Raw genomic sequence first — 15,274 nt, forward strand, 5'->3', positions numbered from 1 at the left:
GCCATGAGCGCCAGGCCCGGCAGGTTGCTGCAGCTTGACGTGCTGCGCGGCATCGCCGTGTTTGGCATCCTGCTCGTGAATATCTGGGGCTTTGCCTGGGGCACGCTGTCCTTGCGCTACGGCACCTTGCCGGCGCAGCCGCCCGTGCTCGACCAGCTCGTCATTTTCGGCGTGGCGGCGCTGGCGCAATTCAAGTTCTATCCCGTCTTCGCCTTCTTGTTCGGTGCCGGATTTGCCCTGCAAACACGTTCACTGAAACGCCAGCTGGGCAGCTGGGAAGCGGCGCAAGCGGCGTACCGGCGCCGTTTGCGCTGGCTGCTCGTGTTCGGCCTGCTGCACGGTTTCTGCATCTGGAGCGGCGACGTGCTGACCTCGTATGCTGTCGCCGGCATGCTGATCCTGCCGCTGGCTGCGGCCAAACTGAGCCGCATACGCAACCGCGCCTGGCTGGTGGCAGCCGGTTTTCTGCTGTTCATGTGTTTGCTCATTCCCGTGGGCCAGCAGGGCGGCGCGCCGGATACGGCGCAGGATTTGCAAAACTTCGCCACCCGCCACGCCACCTATACGCAAGGCAGTGTGTGGGCCGTGGCCAGGCTGCGCGCCAACGATTTCCTCGTCTCCTTGCTGTACGCCGCCGTCATGCTGCCGCACATCATCGTGCTGTTCCTGCTGGGCATTTTGTCCGTGCGCTGCGGCTGGCTGACGCAGCCGCAGCGCCACGAGCGCGTGTGGCGGCGCGTGCGCGCCGTGGGGCTGGGCGTGGGCTTGCCGTTCAACCTGCTGGCGGCGGGGGCCGTCGCGTGGCAGGTGTCCGATCCGTATCAAACCGTGTTCGATACGGCCCTGTTCGAAGTGGGCCTGTTCGCCGGCGGTCCCGTGCTGGCGGCCGGTTATGTGGCGGCGCTGATGCTGGCCGGTCCCTTCATGCTGCGCTGGCTCGGTGCATGGCTGGCGCCCGTGGGCCGCATGGCGCTGAGTAATTATCTCTTGCAATCCTTGCTTGGCACCTGGCTGCTGCAGGGGCCGGGCCTGGGCTGGGGCGCCACGCTGCGTCCCATCGAGATGCTGGGCCTGGCCATAGTGATCATGGCGGGGCAGGTGCTGCTCAGCCACTATTGGTTGCGGCACTTCCGCCAGGGGCCGATGGAAGCGCTGTGGCGCCGGCTGGCGCGCTTGCCCGGCTGAGTTAGTCGGCGCCCCAGTCGAACGCGCCTTGCGGCGACGCCGGCGGTGGTGCCTTGGGTTTGGCGGACGGCACGAGCGGATTATCGACGGCATGCCACTCGAACAAGTCCACGTCGAGCATGCAGGTGCGCGCCAGGTGCAGCGCCTGCTCGGGCGTGAGCGCGGGGGCTAGCCAGCGGTGCGCGTCTTCCAGGCTGACGGCGACGGGGCGGCGGTCGTGGATATCGACCATGCCGCCCAGGCTGTCGGCCGTCACCAGCACGAAGCCCGCTTCCTCGCGGTTGAATTTGTACGGCCCGAACTGGGCCAGCGCCAGCAGGAACAGGCGCGCGCGGTCCTTGCGGTGGATGTGCCACGGCTGCTTGCGGCCTTTCTCTCCCGTCCATTCATACCAGCCATCGACGCAGACGATGCCGCGCCCCGCGCGCAGCAAGGGTTTCCAGTAGGCGCTTGCCAATTTTTCCAGCCGGGCATTGATGGCGATGGGGATTTTTTTCTTGCCGGGGGCGGGCACGGCTTGGGTGGCCCAGGCAGGGCGGTAGCCCCAGAAGACATCGTCGACCCGGTGCACACCATCCTGGATATGCAGCACGGGCCGGTATGTGCCGGGCGACACGTTCAGGTGCGGCTCGGCATCGCTGTCGAACACCGCGTCGGTCCAGCCGAAGGATGACGCCAGCACGCGCGCCGTGTCATTTTGATCGAATCGTCCACACATGCCGAAATCATACCCGATCGCCTGTTGGCGCGAGCGCGGCGTGCGTCCTTTTCGTGAGTGTGATCAAACGTACAGACTGCTGGCAGCATGTGGCGCACAGTGGAATCCAGTCAGATCCCTGACGCTTTTTTTGCATCGGAGGAATTATGTCTTTTGAAAACCCCACCATCCACAAAGGCTTTATCATCAGCGCCACGGCCAGCCAGCGCCGCGATGGCCGCTGGGTCGGTTCGTACATCAGCCAGAACCAGGCGTGCGGCGCGTATGCGGACACCTGTGATTATGATGATTGCAGCAATGAAAAAGAGGCGCAGCAAATAGCCTTGTCGGTAGGCTGGCGCCTGGCCGATGGGGTGCCGGTACGCTGAAACAGCCTTAGCGCTTGCCCCGCATGGCCAGCAGCAAGCCTGCTAGCGGGAACAGCAGGACGGTGCCCAGCCGTACGGAGGTCAGCGACGCGGCCTCCACGCCCAGCACATGGGGCAAAGCCAGCAGCAACAGGGGAGCGGGCACGGCAATCGCGAAGAAAAACATGTACCACGAATAGCCATTCTTTTTGGCCAGCAAGGCGATCAGCGCGCAGCCGACCAGGAAGACGAGCGGTAAATTCACAAATTCCATGGTGTTGATTTTTCATCCGGGAAAGCGCGTCATTATACGCGCCACCCTGGATGGCCGGATGCGCTTGCCGGCGTCAGTTGCCGACGAAATCCGGCGGCTGCGGCGCCTGTTTTCCGGCCAGCGGCCCGTCGGCCGGCAGCAGCGCCTTGATGGCGCCGTTATAGATGAGTTCCTGGGCATACGCCGATGCCTCGATCAAGGCCGCATGCACGGACTTGAAACTGCTCGGCGTTTCTATCAGCACGGGCTTGGCGTACACCTGCAGGGTATCGCCGCGCTTGCTGATCAAAATCATGCCCCGGTAGCGCCCATCCTTCTCCAGCGCCCCCGCCACATGAAATTCATAGCCCCGGATCTGGTGTTTTTGTTGCTGATCCATGTTTGCCGCCTCCAGACCTGATTGTCATGGGCCAGACCATGCCACGCGTATCGAACAGCAGAGTGTTTGATCTCGATCAATACCCCATTTCTTGACCACGATCCAACGCACGTCACGACGGCTGGCAAAATCGAAGCGAGCGGCGGCGATTTGTGGCTAAGAAGCGCAACCGTACATAAGTACGGTGAGCATCGCAGGCCGCAAAGCGTCCCGCGCAGCCGATTCTGCCAGCCGTCATCACCCAGCGCGAATGGCGCGGATCTGTTGGGCTGTTTCCTCGATCTCGCGATACGCTTCCTGAATATAGCCATGGATCGGGTGCCCATCCATCCACTCGAAATACGCGCGCTCATCGTGTTTGATGGCAAAAGGGACGTGGTGGTCGCGTATCGATTCGGCCGTTTCGCGCAACAGCGCGGCAAAAAGCAGCTCAATAGTTTCCATGATGGTCACCTTGCGAGACAGGAATGCAGAGCATTGAATGTAGCACAAAGCGCGCTGCCGTCCACGTCGGCGCTTGTGCCGTGCGCGCCCGGGCTTCAGGCCGGGTGGCCGATATGCTCGTACAAGATCACGCAGCCGATGACGATCAGTACCAGGCCGCCCACCAGTTCGGCGCGCCGGCCCGCTACCGTGCCCAGCACGCGGCCCAGCATCACGCCCAGGGTCACCATGACGAAGGTGGAAAAGCCGATGGCGGCCGCCGTGACGACGATATTGGCGCCCAGCAAGGCCAGGCCCGCACCCACGACCATGGCGTCGATGCTGGTCGCCAGGCCCGTGACGGCCAGCACCCAGAACGAGTGCGACTGGGCCGGCGCTTCTTCCTCGTCGGCGTCGGACAGGGCATTGCGTATCATCAACAGGCCGATGATGCCCAGCAGGCTGAAGGCGATCCAGTGATCCCACGCTTCCACGTAGGGCGCTGCCACGCTGCCCAGGGCCCAGCCGATGATGGGCGTGATCGCCTCGATGACGCCGAAGATCAGCCCCGTGCGCAGCGCCTCGCGCCATTGCGGCTTGTGCAGGGCTGCGCCCTTGCCGACGGCTGCCGCGAAGGCATCGGTGGACATGGCGAGGGAGAGGGCGGCGGTGGCGGCGAAATTCATCGTTGGCTTTCTGTAAAACCTGGCTGGGATGGTAGTGACAAATGACAAACCCGGCGATTTTACCCTACGTACAGCACCACGGCAGAGGCCAGCAGGCAATACGCGCCAAAGAAATGCCAGCGGCCCTGTTCCAGCCAGCGCGACAGCCAGCGCAAGGCCAGCAAGCCAGCCAGGAACGACAGCAGCATGCCCAGCAGGCTGGGGCCGAGCAGGTGCAGCAGGCTGTTGCCGTGTTCCAGATGATCCACGCTGCCATTTGCCACGGCCTGGTAGAAGCGCCAGCCTTCCTTGGCCAGCACGGCCGGCGTCAGCACGACGGCCAGGGCAAAGCTGAATTCCTCGGCCCGGCGCTGCGGCACGCCCATGGCGATGCCGGCGGAAATGGTGGCGCCCGAGCGGGAAAAGCCGCGGAAGGGCAGGCACAGGCCTTGCACGGCGCCGATCACCATCGCCTTGCCGATGGACAAGGTACCATGCTGATGCGCCTGCAGGCGCGACGACACAATGATCAGCACTCCGGCGGCGGCCAGCGCGGCGGCCATCAGTTTCGCGTTGCCGAACAGGTGCTCGATTTCAAAACCGGGTGCATCCTTGCTCATGACATGGGTGATGCCCTTGAGCAAGCCGAAGCCGACGATGCCCGTCAGGGCCGTGGCGGCCGCGAGCAGCAGGACATTGCGTCGGAAGGCGCTGGCCGAACTGAAATAGGTGGCGCGCCAGGATGCCCAGAAATACACGATGACGGCGAACATGGTGCCGGTGTGCAGCATCACGAGCAGCATGGTCAGCTCGGGCGACGTGGGGTCCAGCCCCATCCATTTTTCCGCCATGATGACGTGGGCGGAGCTGGACACGGGCAGCAGCTCGGCGAAGCCCTGGACGATGGAAAGGATAAATAATTGCAAAAAGCTCATGGCGTACGGGACTCAGGCGGGAAAAGCAGGGCCGCCGATTTTACCCGCCCGACCCTGCGGATGAGCCCCTCACCAGATTACAGTTTGTCCATGTCTTACTGCCCGGCCGGTTCTTGCGGCTTGAAGACGCTGCGGAAAGCCTTCAAGGCTGCGGGATGGTAGACCGTGCCATGGGTCTCTTCCGGCATCTTTTCCACGTGCCATTGCAAGCCGGGCGGCGCCTGCTTTTGCAGCACGTCGGACAGGCGCTGCACTTCGATGGCGATGCCCGCTTCGCTGCTGGACGCCAGGTACAGGCTGTGCTTGCCCGGCTTGCCCTTGGCCAGCAGCGCCGCCGCCTGACGCGGCAGCGCGCCCTGGTTCCACCACAGGCTGGGGTCGAAGGCCAGGTAGTGGTCGAACAGCTGCGGTTCCAGCAGGTATGTTTCCACCACGAACAGGCCCGCCAGCGATTCGCCGACGATGGCCGTCTCGCCCGTCGTGCGGTAGCGGCGTTTGACTTCCGGCATCAGTTCATCGCGGATGAAGGCCCGGTAGGCTGGCGAACCGCCCACGACGGGCGCGATCTTGCGGTCTTGCGCATTATCGGTCGGCCCCGTCAGGTCGCGCCGGCGCTGCGTGTTTTGCATGCCGACCAGCATGAACGGGCGCATCGTGCCGTTGGCTACCGACACCTGCAGCAAGCCGGCCACGTGCAGAAAGTCTTCGGCCACGCCGCCGTCCGGCATGTACAGCACGGGCAGCGGCGCGTCGGGCGGCGTGTCCCAGGCGCGCGCCACATACACATTGATGCGGCGCTGTTCTTTCAGCGCTTGCGAGTCGATCGTGAAACTTTCGCCGATGACGAGCGGCGTGGCCGCGCTGGCGGCAGCGTTAGCCGTAGCGGCGGGCTCGGCAGCGGCGAGGTGGACAGAGCTGGACAGCAGCAGGGCGGCGGTGAGGTGCAGTGCAAGGCAAGAGCGGCGCATGTTTTCCCATAATAAGTAGTGGATAGATGGCATGTACGCGTATAGACATGCCATCAAGCAATTCTATCTTATCTTTGAGGCAGGCTTACTTGATCGTCAATAGCTTGCGCTCGCGCACGATTCCCGCCTTGTCGATCGTGTAGGCAACCAGCAGCGCGCCATCCTCGGCGCAGGCGTGGCAGGTGATCAGGGGCGTGGAAAACAGCACGCTCTGGCCGCCATCGGCGGTCGCTGTGCTGCCAATAAAGTCGGCGGGGGCGAACGGGACAGAGTCTGGGTGGGCGGCGGCAAACGCGCGCCAGGCCGGTGTGGCGCGGTCTTCCTCGCGCACGGAGTCCTCGTCGACGTCGATGGCGGCGCCATCGCTGCCGATCAGCAGGGTGCCTTCATTCGTGTTGGCGCGGAACGGATAGGTGACGGTGGCCAGGGCCGCCTTGCCCAGCGGGCGCCAGGCCGAGATGAAGCCCGCCTTGTTTGCCTTCACCAGCATGTTGGCGGCGGCGATGGCTTGCGGACGGGCGCCCGAGCGCTGCATGGTGCGCAGCAGGCAGACGTCGGGCGCCGTGGGCGATTGTTCGCTGCGGCAAGCCGATAGCGAGCGCTCCTGCCACACGGCGCGCGCGTCGATGGGGCCCGTCTCCAGGGCATGGGCCGCCTGGATGGCGGCCAGGCCGCCGACGGCAAGGATGGCGCAGCCGGCTACGTGGCGGGAAAATCGTGTGGACATGGGGATGCCTTTCAAGAGCGGAAACAGGAGAGTCTCCGATTATAGGAGGGGGCTGGCGTCCTTGCCCACACGAAACGGCCTTGCTGGCGGGCGGCTTGCGCCTCGTTCAGCGCCTCTTTGCCGCCGCCTGGCGCAGGGCCTTGGCTTCCTGCTTGTTGGGAATGTGCGGGCGCGTGGCCAGCTCCGCCTTGACGGCGGCGATGGCGGCGCCGAACTGCTGTTCGGCCTGCGCCGGGCTGGCGCCCGCATAATCCTGCTGATTGGATTGCGCGGCACGCAGCCGGCGCAGCAGCGCCAGCAATTGCCTGGCGTGCAGGGCAGGCAAGTCTTGCGCCAGCGCTTGCGCGACCACCGCGCCTTCCACATGGTCGGGGTCGATCAAGCGCAGCAAGGCCAGGCCCGCAGGCTGTGGTACCGGTGTCAATTTGTCCATCCAGTCATTCTAAACGAGGTCGGGATTACAGGTATTCCCAGATTTCATCGAAGGTTTCGCGGGCGAAATCGTTGCGCCAGGCTTCCGAGTTCTTTTCGCGGCTGACGGCGAACACGGCGCGCCACGTCTGCTTCGGCGAACTCGTGTAGGTGGCGGCGATCTTTTGCAGGCCTGCCTTGCATTGCTCGACCTTGCAGCCACTCTTCGCCAGTTGCTGGGCGGCAGGCGCCCATGCCACGGGCACCTTGACGACCTGGCATTCGAAGCTGACGGCAGCCGTCTGCATGCCGTTTTCCACCGTCACGGGGGCCGCCTTGGTGGCCTGGCACGCGGCGCCATTCATGGCGGCGATGACATTGGCGGCCAGCTGTTCGGCGGCCGGCGTGACGGCCGCGCGCATGGCGGCAGGGAACAGGTCGGCGATCAGCTTGCCCGTCTTTGCAGGGAATATTGCATCCGTTTCCTTCAAGCCGCTGTACGACGCATATTCGGCGGATTGCTGGCCCGCCAGGCGCGTGGGGCGCAGGTAGGCATTGAGCTGGGCGACGCTCGCTGCATCATGGTTGATGATGGTCTTGATGTACAGGTTGGCCACGTCGATGGGCGCCAGTTCCACGGCGGTTTCCGCAGCGATGGCGGGCTGGGCCAACGCCATGGCGGCGGCCAAGGCTGCCGCCAGCAGGGCAGTGCGCGATGTTGCTAATGTTTGGTGCATGTATTTTCTCCACGATTCAATGTCAGGCGCCAAAAAATGCTTTATGGTAACTATGGCGCGCGCATTATAGATGGTAAAAGTCATAACGTTGCGCACAGAAGTTTGTGCACCTCAGGCGTCCGCCTTGCTGGCCGCTTCCAGCAAGGCCAGCAGCAGCTCCTTGCGCCGGCCTTGCGCCTTGCGCGCCAGGGTAGCCAGTTTTTCCAGCTTGCCCCAGATGGGATACAGCATGTGCTCGACCAGATAGCCTTCCAGCCCTTGCAGTTGCTGGCAGAACAGTTCCAGTTTCTCCACCTCTTCCAGTTCCGCCTGGATCTTGACCTTTGCGTTGTCCGTGCAGGCGCGCAGGCACGCCGCCAGCACGGGGGCGGAGTCGCGCGTGACGCCATACTGCTCGGCAAAGGCCGCCGTGAACTGGTCCTGCACGGACTGGTGTTCCTCGTCGACGTAGGCCATGTAGTGCTGCACCAGCGAAAAATAACGCGCATCGAGCAGGCCCAGGCCGAACGTGGCGTAGCTGCCGGGCATGCAATTCTTTTCGCCTTCCGTGTCCGCATAGAATTCGAATTGCTCGATGGCGGCGCGCGCATACGCTTCCAGCTGCGGCTGCAGGGTGGCGTAGGCGAGGGCGTTGGCAAAGAAGCGGTGCGTATCGGATTTCGCCAGTCCCTTGATCGGCAGATACTGCTTGACCTTGGACTTGAGCTTGATCTGGCAGCTTTTCGGGAAACCGTTGTTCAGCAAATGCGTGATGAAGGCCAGCGCCTGCGCATACGCTCCTTCCTCTTCCCGGGCTATCGTGATGCTGATGGTGGCAAACACATCGTTGGCGCGGCATTCCAGCTGCGCATTTTTCAGGTGGACGGCGTCGGGCGCGAAGGTGCCGCTGCCTTCCTTGAGCATGCGCACGGCCCGATCGCTGCCCAGTTCGCGCGCGATGTCGAGGAATTTGACGCCCGTCGACTTGGCGTAGCTCGGTTCGTGGCGCAAGATCATCACGGCGCCATACAGCAGCAGGTCGATGGACGCCAGCGCCTGCGTGTCAAGCGCCGCGCCCGCCTTCAAGGTGTATTCGGTGCTGCGGTAGCTCGATTGCTGCACGTCGTAGAACTGCGGCAGGAACTGCTTTTCCGCCCACGCCGACACGGCCTGGATGATATCGCTGCGGTGTTCGGCCAGCGCTTGCGGGCGCGACTTGTTCAGCTGCTCGATGCGCTCGAATTGGGCGATCGTCCAGGCGATATCGGGTTGGGGAAACAGGTGGGGATCGAGCAGGTGGCGCGCCAGGAAGAAGGTTTCCAGCTTTTTCGTCGGACGGTTGCCATGCTCGAGCTTTTGCGTGACGTAGCTGTGTATGTGCTCGAGCAAGCTTGTGCGCTTGCCTGCGTTGACATACTCGAGCAGGTTCAGGTGCAGCATGCCCTGCGCCGTCTGGAATTTGCCGCGAAAGCTGAAGCGGTAGTCGATCAGGGGCGTGTCGGCCAGTGTTTCCAGCTTCGCCCGCACGAGCGCTGCCAGCCGGGGCGCGATGGTGTCGCGCACGACGGCTTCGTCGAGGCGCGAAGGCGTCCTCGGTGCGACATCATCGGCCTCGGCCAGATGGAAATCGTCGGCCGTGGTGCGTCCCGGCTTGTAGTCGAGCAGGAAATCGTTAAAAACGCCCATTTGCAAGGTGGTCCGCTTCACGGCGGCTTCCAGGTCGGTACGCTTGAGGCGCTCGGCAAACCACGCTTCGATTGCCGCCGTCATTTCTTGTGTTGCCTGCTCTACAAGATTGCTCATCTGTATCGTCGTCTTTCCCTGCATTGCACGTGACGGTGCCACCGGCTGCCGTCACGATCATGTTTAATATAAAGCACTATTTTAGGTGGTCGGGCCTGGCCGCAACAAGGGCCGCACGGTTGTCACGAGGGGGCGGTGAGGAAGCGCGCGTCGATATCGTCGGACTGCGGGCCCACGGTGATCGTGGTGTGCCAGCCGAAGGCTTGTCATTGCCATCAAATAAGGCGATGCGCGTGTGGACGAACAGCACGGAATACACGCCCGATTTCATGTCGCGGTTCAAGTCCCAGTGCATGAGTTCGATCGCTTCGCCCATGCGCGGCAGATGGGCGCCCGGCGGCAGCAGAATGTTCTGGTTGATGAATTCCCGGCTGGGGCCCGGTTCCTTGTGGCGCGGATCGATGTAGCGGAACGAGACGCTGGTAACGATGTTGCTCATGCATGGCTCCTGCCTGGTGATGTACCTGACGACAATAGCACAGGGGGAGGGCCGGGACGTGCGCCGCACGGCCCCAAGGCAGGCGCGCGGTTGAATATGTACGGTAACAGACGGTAGTTGACGAGCCGTCGCGCTACGCTTGCTTGTTATTAATCATTGAGATTGCCGTACACGTCATGATGCATTTATTCCTAGCAGAAAACCGCGCCGAGCTTGAGCGTCGTTGTTCGGCGATTCCGTCAGTCAGGTGGTGCCGGGGGCCAGCGGACCATACGCACAGCGGGATGCCAGCCCATGCCCTATGAAATCCTGCGCGACAGCATCGCGCTCGAGTCGGCGGGCGATGCCATTCGCTTCCATTTGTCCGTCTTCGGGGCGGAAAAGACCTGCCGCATCACCGTGACGGCCTTGCATAGCCTGGACCAGGAGCAGGGCGGCAACTTGCTGGACATCTTTGACAGCCACCGCCTGCGCATCGGCCAGCGCGCCTTCGCTTACCTGAGCCGCGATCTGCTGGTCAGCAGTGTCGTCTTGCGCGCACTTGATTTTTAGTTACTATTTCTTCTGCCTGCACCCGTGTCCTGGCCAGCTATGGTATTTCCGCACAGATCGTCAAGTAAATGCAGGTATGGCTGGACGGAAATGTTACATCTCGGTATTCTGCGCATCTGATACTTATTTCTATACAGAAAAAGGTAAGAGGGTGGTTCGGGCCGGCGGCATCGCGGCGCGCACTGCCACGCAAGGTCAGGCATGCAAAGGTGAAGTCGTCCGCTTGCTGAGCGAAACGGTCATGTTTCGGCTCGCGGCGGGCAGGGAACAGTGCTGTCATCTTTAAAATAGTAGGAGAGGTTGCTCATGGATGCAGAAAAGGATGTTGTGTACGGTACAGAAGATTTGTTGATGAGTTTGTGCAACTCGGTGGTTCGGGTGCTCAACGTGGCCACGCAAAGCAAGGTCAATTATTCAGGCATGGTGCAGCGCATCACCAAGACGGGCTTGAAGCCCGACATCGGCTGCTTCGTGATGTTCGATGGCGGTTTCACGGGCCTGGTGGTGCTCAATTTTGCCGCCGATACGGCGATGGAAATCTACGAGCGCTACATGTTGCACATGGGTATGCCGAAGTCGGAGCTGGCCAGCTTCTACACGTCGGATGAAGTGTCGAACATCATGGGCGAACTGATGAACCAGATCGTCGGCGACTTCACGGGCAAGGTGCGGCGCGAGCTGCAAACGAACATCACCCAGAGCCAGCCGAAGATGCTGGTGCTGAACAAGCAGGTGATGCTCAGCGTCGACACGCCGCTGGACCGCCCGGAAATGCGCCGCGTCACTTTCTATACGGAAAAGAATAATATTTTCTATCTGGAACTGGCGATCGACCGTACCGAGTTCATCAAGCTGCACGATTTCGATTCGCGCGAAATCGACGCCGATTCGCTGATGGATAGCGAGTATGCGAACCGCGAACGCGACGCCGCCCCGGCGCCTGCGGCGGAACCGGAAGACGACGACAACGCCGACCTGCTCAAATCGCTGGGCATGTAAGCAGCGGTATCGGAGAGCGGCTGGCGGCCGGTTTGCCGCCGGCCGCTGCCGTTGACAGCCTACAAGGTCTTGCTCATGAAGATACGGCTCGTGCCTTCGGGACTGCAGGCGATGTCGCCGAAGCGGCGCCAGCCGCGGCGCTCGTAAAATTCGGGCACCTGGAAACTGATGGTGTACAGCACCGCCGAGGCGCAGCCGCGCCGGCGTCCTTCTTCCTCGAACTGCGCCAGTACCTGGCTGCCCAGTCCCAGCCCCCGCAAGGCGGCGGGCAGATAAAACAAATCGAGGAACAGCAGGCCCAGCGAGGTCCGGCCCATGGCGCCGCCCAGCACGCGCTGGCTGTCGCGGTCGCGCACGACCACGCTCAACACCTGCCTGTCCTGGTATCCCGTGATCGCATCGTTATAGGCGTTCAAGCCGTCGAGGATGGTTTGCTCGACCTCCGCATCGATCGTGGCGCTGACGGAAATGGTGTAGGGCAAGGCGTGCTGCTGGTTGGCGGGCATGGCGGGCAGGAAAATAGCTAGTAACTGTATGAATATACAGTATTTCGGCTATTTTTGCCCGTCTGGTTGCGGCAACGTCAATGTTTCCATGCGGCGCATGCCCACCATGCCGCTGTGCTGGCTGTCATCGAGCGACCAGTATTCGAGCGCATACGCATAGCTGCCATCGATGATGGTCAGCGATTCCTTCTGGCGGCCGTTGGGCGCCTTGTAATACAGGCGCCGCGCGGGCCGGCCATCGACCGTGTGCCTGAACGCCTGCGGGTTGAGGGAGGCGCGCTTGCCCGCCTTGCCCGCCATCGACATCGCCGTGATCGTCACGTAAGCGCGGTCCGGGCAGCGGGCCAGCAGGTGGGCGCCGCTCAGCACGGTGGGCTGCGCTTGATCGAGCGGCAAGCCGAACGGATGCACGCCGGCGATATCGTGGCACCCCATCTGCTGCGCCAAGGTACTCAGCACGGCCGGATCGAGCGCGCTGGTATAGTGTTTTTCGGCGGTTTGCGCCTGGCCCAGCGCCAGGCGGCGCTCCAGTTCGGCCAGCGAGATATCGCTGGGCACGGGCAGTGGCGCGGGGGCGTCGGGGTCGGCCGCGCTGGACGTTTCCGCCTGCATGCGCGAGGCAACGGAGTGGCTGCTCCCGGCTGTGCCATCGAGGCCGTGGGCCAATGGCGTGGCGCAGGCCAGGGCCATTGCCAGCGATAAAGCCGTATGTTTCAGCATGAAATTTCCTGCAATCCGAGGCAAAATGACACGCATTGTGTCTCAGATCGCCTGCGCATGCGCGTTCCTTTCCTTTAACGTGCGGCCATCGCCGACGCAATCTCGATCGAACTCAGTTTCCAGCCCCACACGCCATGGCGCTGCAGGACCAGTGCGCCGTCCTGCGCATTGCCGTCTTGTGCGCGCACGACGAAGGTGTTCAGGCCGGCATAGCCTGCGGAATACGCGGCTTTTTTCCGGGCGCCATCGGCGGGTGCGTCCGCGTCGCCTGCGGCTCCCGCTTGCGGGCTGACGGCGCTCTTGTTGACCAGCGCGACGACACCTGCCGGCGAGACCATGGCATCGACCATCTTGCCCAGCATGGCGCCGGCGATCGACTGGCCCAGCGCGGCCAGCGGGTTATCGCTGCCGGCGGTCGCTGCGATGCTGCGCGCCATGCTCGCCTCCAGCTGCGTCTTGACGCTGGCGCGCAGGGAGGGGAAGTCCACGTGTCCGGCCAGGGCCTCGGCATTGCGCTCGGCCAGGGCGGTCTTGATCTGGTGCAAGGCATAGTACGGCGACGCGTAGACGGTGGCGGCGATGGCAATGGCGGCCACGGCCGCGGCGATGGTGATTTTTTTCAAGTGAAGCCTGTGAGATGGAGGGGTGGAAACGGATGCCCCGCAGCGTATCCGTTAAATTAAAATACGGCAATCATATTTTCTTGCCATTATTTCTCCGCATGTGCTCCGGTCGCCCTCGGCGGACCGCTATAGAGTGATGAGGGTGGGTGCTGTATAATGGGAGAAAAGTATTTAACTAGCTGTTTTAACTGAATAAAGACCCAATATCACATGCTCTCTACAGCAAATATTACGATGCAGTTTGGCGCCAAGCCATTGTTTGAGAATATCTCCGTCAAGTTCGGTGACGGCAACCGCTATGGCTTGATCGGCGCCAACGGCTGCGGCAAGTCGACGTTCATGAAGATCCTGGGCGGCGACCTGGACCCGTCGGGCGGCAACGTCGTGCTCGACACCAACGAGCGCCTGGGCAAGCTGCGCCAGGATCAGTTCGCGTTTGAAGACATGCGCGTGCTCGACGTCGTCATGATGGGCCACACGGAAATGTGGGCCGCCATCCAGCAACGCGACGCCATCTACGCGAACCCGGAAGCGACGGACGACGACTACATGCAGGCCGCTGAGCTGGAAGGCAAAGTGTCCGAATACGACGGCTACACGGCCGAATCGCGCGCCGGTGAACTGCTGCTGGGCGCCGGTGTCGCCATTGACCTGCATCAAGGCCCGATGAGCAATGTCTCGCCAGGCTGGAAGCTGCGCGTGCTGCTGGCGCAGGCGCTGTTCTCGAATCCGGACATCCTGCTGCTCGACGAGCCGACGAATAACCTGGACATCAACACGATTCGCTGGCTGGAAGACGTGCTCAACGAGCGCAACTCCACCATGATCATCATTTCCCATGATCGCCACTTCCTGAACCAGGTGTGCACCCACGTGGCCGACATGGATTACGGCACCCTGAAGATTTATCCGGGCAACTACGACGAATACATGTTCGCCTCGACCCAGGCGCGCAACCAGCAGCTGGCCAACAACGCGAAAGCGAAAGACAAGGTTGCGGAACTGCAGGAATTCGTGCGTCGCTTCGCCGCGAACAAATCGAAGGCCCGCCAGGCGACGTCGCGCGCCAAGCAGATCGAAAAGATCAAGGTCGACGACATCAAGCCATCGTCGCGCGCCTACCCGTTCGTGCGCTTCGACGGCGAAAAGAAATTGCACCGTCTGGCCGTGGAAGTCGAGAATATCTCGAAAGGTTTTGATCGCCAGCTGTTCAAGAATTTCAGCATCATGGTCGAAGCGGGCGAACGCATCGCCATCATCGGCGCCAACGGCGCCGGCAAGACCACCATGCTGCGCTGCATCGCGGGCGACATCGCCGGCCTGCAGCCGGACCAGGGCCGCGTGAAGTGGGCGGAAAACGCCAACGTGGGCTACATGCCGCAAGATCCGACGGAAGATTTCGCCAAAGACACGAACCTGACCGACTGGATCGGCCAGTGGACGAAAGAGGGCGACGACGACCAGGCCGTGCGTTCCATCCTGGGCCGCTTGCTGTTCGGCGGCGACGATGTGAAAAAGGCCGTCAAGGTACTGTCCGGCGGTGAAAAGGGCCGCATGATGTACGGCAAGCTGATGCTGGGCCGCCACAACGTGCTGATGCTCGATGAGCCGACCAACCACATGGACATGGAATCGATCGAATCCTTGAACATCGCGCTGGAAAAATACGCGGGCACCCTGATCTTCGTGTCGCATGACCGCGAATTCGTTTCCTCGCTGGCCAACCGCATCATCGAAATCAAGGAAGATGAAGTGGTCGATTACCGCGGCAATTACGAGGATTACCTGAAGAGCCAGGGTATCGATTAATTGGTACGCTCACGTTGGGTCGGATTACGCGCTGTGCGCTAATCCGACCTACGCTAGTAGGCAGGCCATGTAGGT

At 62.4% G+C, this 15,274-nt stretch carries 20 protein-coding genes; 5 read left to right on the forward strand and 15 right to left on the reverse strand.

The window, feature by feature from the left end; translation table 11 throughout:
• Nucleotides 1–3: 3 nt before the first annotated feature.
• Nucleotides 4–1,185 carry a DUF418 domain-containing protein gene (locus AC1Q6X_RS05605; protein ID WP_492495638.1) on the forward strand — a complete coding sequence of 394 codons (1,182 nt, stop codon included), beginning with the start codon at nucleotides 4–6 and terminating at the stop codon, nucleotides 1,183–1,185.
• A 1-nt stretch (nucleotide 1,186) separates the two neighbouring features.
• Here the strand turns inward: AC1Q6X_RS05605 and AC1Q6X_RS05610 are convergent, their stop codons facing one another.
• Nucleotides 1,187–1,903: an SOS response-associated peptidase gene (locus AC1Q6X_RS05610; protein ID WP_492495640.1), complete on the reverse strand. Its 717-nt coding sequence runs from the start codon at nucleotides 1,901–1,903 to the stop codon at nucleotides 1,187–1,189.
• A gap of 146 nt (nucleotides 1,904–2,049) precedes the next feature.
• Between AC1Q6X_RS05610 and AC1Q6X_RS05615 the strand changes: the two genes are divergently transcribed.
• Nucleotides 2,050–2,271, forward strand: coding sequence for a hypothetical protein (locus tag AC1Q6X_RS05615; protein ID WP_070218399.1), 222 nt, complete (start codon nucleotides 2,050–2,052; stop codon nucleotides 2,269–2,271).
• A 7-nt stretch (nucleotides 2,272–2,278) separates the two neighbouring features.
• On the opposite strand, the gene AC1Q6X_RS05620 is transcribed toward AC1Q6X_RS05615, so the two are convergent.
• From AC1Q6X_RS05620 to AC1Q6X_RS05670, 11 genes are all read right to left on the reverse strand, one after another.
• The gene (locus AC1Q6X_RS05620; RefSeq protein WP_492495643.1) at nucleotides 2,279–2,524 is read right to left on the reverse strand and encodes a hypothetical protein; all 246 of its coding nucleotides are present in this window, start codon (nucleotides 2,522–2,524) and stop codon (nucleotides 2,279–2,281) included.
• A gap of 73 nt (nucleotides 2,525–2,597) precedes the next feature.
• Entirely contained in the window at nucleotides 2,598–2,903 is a 306-nt protein-coding gene (locus AC1Q6X_RS05625; protein WP_070218397.1) for a hypothetical protein, read from the reverse strand.
• Nucleotides 2,904–3,140: 237 nt separating this feature from the next.
• The gene (locus AC1Q6X_RS05630) at nucleotides 3,141–3,347 is read right to left on the reverse strand and encodes a hypothetical protein (RefSeq protein ID WP_070292290.1); all 207 of its coding nucleotides are present in this window, start codon (nucleotides 3,345–3,347) and stop codon (nucleotides 3,141–3,143) included.
• A gap of 95 nt (nucleotides 3,348–3,442) precedes the next feature.
• Nucleotides 3,443–4,012, reverse strand: a complete 570-nt coding sequence (gene mntP / locus AC1Q6X_RS05635; RefSeq protein WP_070218395.1) for a manganese efflux pump MntP — start codon at nucleotides 4,010–4,012, stop codon at nucleotides 3,443–3,445.
• Between the two features lie 59 nt (nucleotides 4,013–4,071).
• Nucleotides 4,072–4,926, reverse strand: a complete 855-nt coding sequence (locus tag AC1Q6X_RS05640; RefSeq protein WP_492495646.1) for an undecaprenyl-diphosphate phosphatase — start codon at nucleotides 4,924–4,926, stop codon at nucleotides 4,072–4,074.
• Between the two features lie 95 nt (nucleotides 4,927–5,021).
• Nucleotides 5,022–5,894 carry an alpha/beta hydrolase gene (locus AC1Q6X_RS05645; RefSeq protein WP_492495648.1) on the reverse strand — a complete coding sequence of 291 codons (873 nt, stop codon included), beginning with the start codon at nucleotides 5,892–5,894 and terminating at the stop codon, nucleotides 5,022–5,024.
• An 85-nt stretch (nucleotides 5,895–5,979) separates the two neighbouring features.
• Nucleotides 5,980–6,621: a hypothetical protein gene (locus AC1Q6X_RS05650; protein ID WP_492495650.1), complete on the reverse strand. Its 642-nt coding sequence runs from the start codon at nucleotides 6,619–6,621 to the stop codon at nucleotides 5,980–5,982.
• Nucleotides 6,622–6,727: 106 nt separating this feature from the next.
• Nucleotides 6,728–7,054 carry a hypothetical protein gene (locus AC1Q6X_RS05655; RefSeq protein WP_099411814.1) on the reverse strand — a complete coding sequence of 109 codons (327 nt, stop codon included), beginning with the start codon at nucleotides 7,052–7,054 and terminating at the stop codon, nucleotides 6,728–6,730.
• Nucleotides 7,055–7,079: 25 nt separating this feature from the next.
• Nucleotides 7,080–7,769 (reverse strand): hypothetical protein, encoded by a 690-nt coding sequence (locus AC1Q6X_RS05660; protein ID WP_492495652.1) that lies wholly within the window; start codon nucleotides 7,767–7,769, stop codon nucleotides 7,080–7,082.
• A 111-nt stretch (nucleotides 7,770–7,880) separates the two neighbouring features.
• Nucleotides 7,881–9,551 carry a DUF6138 family protein gene (locus AC1Q6X_RS05665; RefSeq protein WP_492495654.1) on the reverse strand — a complete coding sequence of 557 codons (1,671 nt, stop codon included), beginning with the start codon at nucleotides 9,549–9,551 and terminating at the stop codon, nucleotides 7,881–7,883.
• Nucleotides 9,552–9,627: 76 nt separating this feature from the next.
• Nucleotides 9,628–9,990, reverse strand: coding sequence for a hypothetical protein (locus AC1Q6X_RS05670; protein WP_492495656.1), 363 nt, complete (start codon nucleotides 9,988–9,990; stop codon nucleotides 9,628–9,630).
• A 294-nt stretch (nucleotides 9,991–10,284) separates the two neighbouring features.
• On the opposite strand from AC1Q6X_RS05670, the gene AC1Q6X_RS05675 reads away from it, so the two are divergent.
• Entirely contained in the window at nucleotides 10,285–10,542 is a 258-nt protein-coding gene (locus tag AC1Q6X_RS05675; protein WP_070310574.1) for a DUF1488 family protein, read from the forward strand.
• Nucleotides 10,543–10,848: 306 nt separating this feature from the next.
• Nucleotides 10,849–11,541: a DUF3334 family protein gene (locus AC1Q6X_RS05680; RefSeq protein WP_070218387.1), complete on the forward strand. Its 693-nt coding sequence runs from the start codon at nucleotides 10,849–10,851 to the stop codon at nucleotides 11,539–11,541.
• Between the two features lie 59 nt (nucleotides 11,542–11,600).
• Here AC1Q6X_RS05680 and AC1Q6X_RS05685 read toward each other — a convergent pair whose 3' ends face one another.
• The 3 genes from AC1Q6X_RS05685 to AC1Q6X_RS05695 all read right to left on the reverse strand — a co-directional run bounded on the left by AC1Q6X_RS05685 (nucleotide 11,601) and on the right by AC1Q6X_RS05695 (nucleotide 13,390).
• Nucleotides 11,601–12,047: a GNAT family N-acetyltransferase gene (locus AC1Q6X_RS05685; protein ID WP_492495659.1), complete on the reverse strand. Its 447-nt coding sequence runs from the start codon at nucleotides 12,045–12,047 to the stop codon at nucleotides 11,601–11,603.
• Between the two features lie 48 nt (nucleotides 12,048–12,095).
• Nucleotides 12,096–12,767, reverse strand: a complete 672-nt coding sequence (locus tag AC1Q6X_RS05690; RefSeq protein ID WP_492495661.1) for a hypothetical protein — start codon at nucleotides 12,765–12,767, stop codon at nucleotides 12,096–12,098.
• Nucleotides 12,768–12,841: 74 nt separating this feature from the next.
• Entirely contained in the window at nucleotides 12,842–13,390 is a 549-nt protein-coding gene (locus AC1Q6X_RS05695) for a DUF2939 domain-containing protein (protein WP_492495663.1), read from the reverse strand.
• A gap of 210 nt (nucleotides 13,391–13,600) precedes the next feature.
• Between AC1Q6X_RS05695 and AC1Q6X_RS05700 the strand changes: the two genes are divergently transcribed.
• On the forward strand, nucleotides 13,601–15,199 hold the full coding sequence (locus AC1Q6X_RS05700) for an ABC-F family ATPase (protein WP_492495665.1): 1,599 nt from the start codon (nucleotides 13,601–13,603) through the stop codon (nucleotides 15,197–15,199).
• Nucleotides 15,200–15,274 lie beyond the last annotated feature (75 nt).

This window comes from Janthinobacterium sp. GW823-FHT06H09, from assembly GCF_058794735.1.

What these genes read in the sequence shown, in the direction of transcription:
- AC1Q6X_RS05660 (WP_492495652.1), bottom strand. Translation starts at nt 7,769, where the DNA reads ATGCACCAAACATTAGCAACATCGCGCACTGCCCTGCTGGCGGCAGCC.
- AC1Q6X_RS05650 (WP_492495650.1), bottom strand. Translation starts at nt 6,621, where the DNA reads ATGTCCACACGATTTTCCCGCCACGTAGCCGGCTGCGCCATCCTTGCC.
- AC1Q6X_RS05605 (WP_492495638.1), top strand. Translation starts at nt 4, where the DNA reads ATGAGCGCCAGGCCCGGCAGGTTGCTGCAGCTTGACGTGCTGCGCGGC.
- AC1Q6X_RS05625 (WP_070218397.1), bottom strand. Translation starts at nt 2,903, where the DNA reads ATGGATCAGCAACAAAAACACCAGATCCGGGGCTATGAATTTCATGTG.
- AC1Q6X_RS05655 (WP_099411814.1), bottom strand. Translation starts at nt 7,054, where the DNA reads ATGGACAAATTGACACCGGTACCACAGCCTGCGGGCCTGGCCTTGCTG.
- AC1Q6X_RS05670 (WP_492495656.1), bottom strand. Translation starts at nt 9,990, where the DNA reads ATGAGCAACATCGTTACCAGCGTCTCGTTCCGCTACATCGATCCGCGC.
- AC1Q6X_RS05615 (WP_070218399.1), top strand. Translation starts at nt 2,050, where the DNA reads ATGTCTTTTGAAAACCCCACCATCCACAAAGGCTTTATCATCAGCGCC.
- AC1Q6X_RS05665 (WP_492495654.1), bottom strand. Translation starts at nt 9,551, where the DNA reads ATGAGCAATCTTGTAGAGCAGGCAACACAAGAAATGACGGCGGCAATC.
- AC1Q6X_RS05680 (WP_070218387.1), top strand. Translation starts at nt 10,849, where the DNA reads ATGGATGCAGAAAAGGATGTTGTGTACGGTACAGAAGATTTGTTGATG.
- AC1Q6X_RS05700 (WP_492495665.1), top strand. Translation starts at nt 13,601, where the DNA reads ATGCTCTCTACAGCAAATATTACGATGCAGTTTGGCGCCAAGCCATTG.
- mntP (WP_070218395.1), bottom strand. Translation starts at nt 4,012, where the DNA reads ATGAATTTCGCCGCCACCGCCGCCCTCTCCCTCGCCATGTCCACCGAT.
- AC1Q6X_RS05690 (WP_492495661.1), bottom strand. Translation starts at nt 12,767, where the DNA reads ATGCTGAAACATACGGCTTTATCGCTGGCAATGGCCCTGGCCTGCGCC.
- AC1Q6X_RS05640 (WP_492495646.1), bottom strand. Translation starts at nt 4,926, where the DNA reads ATGAGCTTTTTGCAATTATTTATCCTTTCCATCGTCCAGGGCTTCGCC.
- AC1Q6X_RS05685 (WP_492495659.1), bottom strand. Translation starts at nt 12,047, where the DNA reads ATGCCCGCCAACCAGCAGCACGCCTTGCCCTACACCATTTCCGTCAGC.
- AC1Q6X_RS05630 (WP_070292290.1), bottom strand. Translation starts at nt 3,347, where the DNA reads ATGGAAACTATTGAGCTGCTTTTTGCCGCGCTGTTGCGCGAAACGGCC.
- AC1Q6X_RS05620 (WP_492495643.1), bottom strand. Translation starts at nt 2,524, where the DNA reads ATGGAATTTGTGAATTTACCGCTCGTCTTCCTGGTCGGCTGCGCGCTG.
- AC1Q6X_RS05645 (WP_492495648.1), bottom strand. Translation starts at nt 5,894, where the DNA reads ATGCGCCGCTCTTGCCTTGCACTGCACCTCACCGCCGCCCTGCTGCTG.
- AC1Q6X_RS05675 (WP_070310574.1), top strand. Translation starts at nt 10,285, where the DNA reads ATGCCCTATGAAATCCTGCGCGACAGCATCGCGCTCGAGTCGGCGGGC.
- AC1Q6X_RS05610 (WP_492495640.1), bottom strand. Translation starts at nt 1,903, where the DNA reads ATGTGTGGACGATTCGATCAAAATGACACGGCGCGCGTGCTGGCGTCA.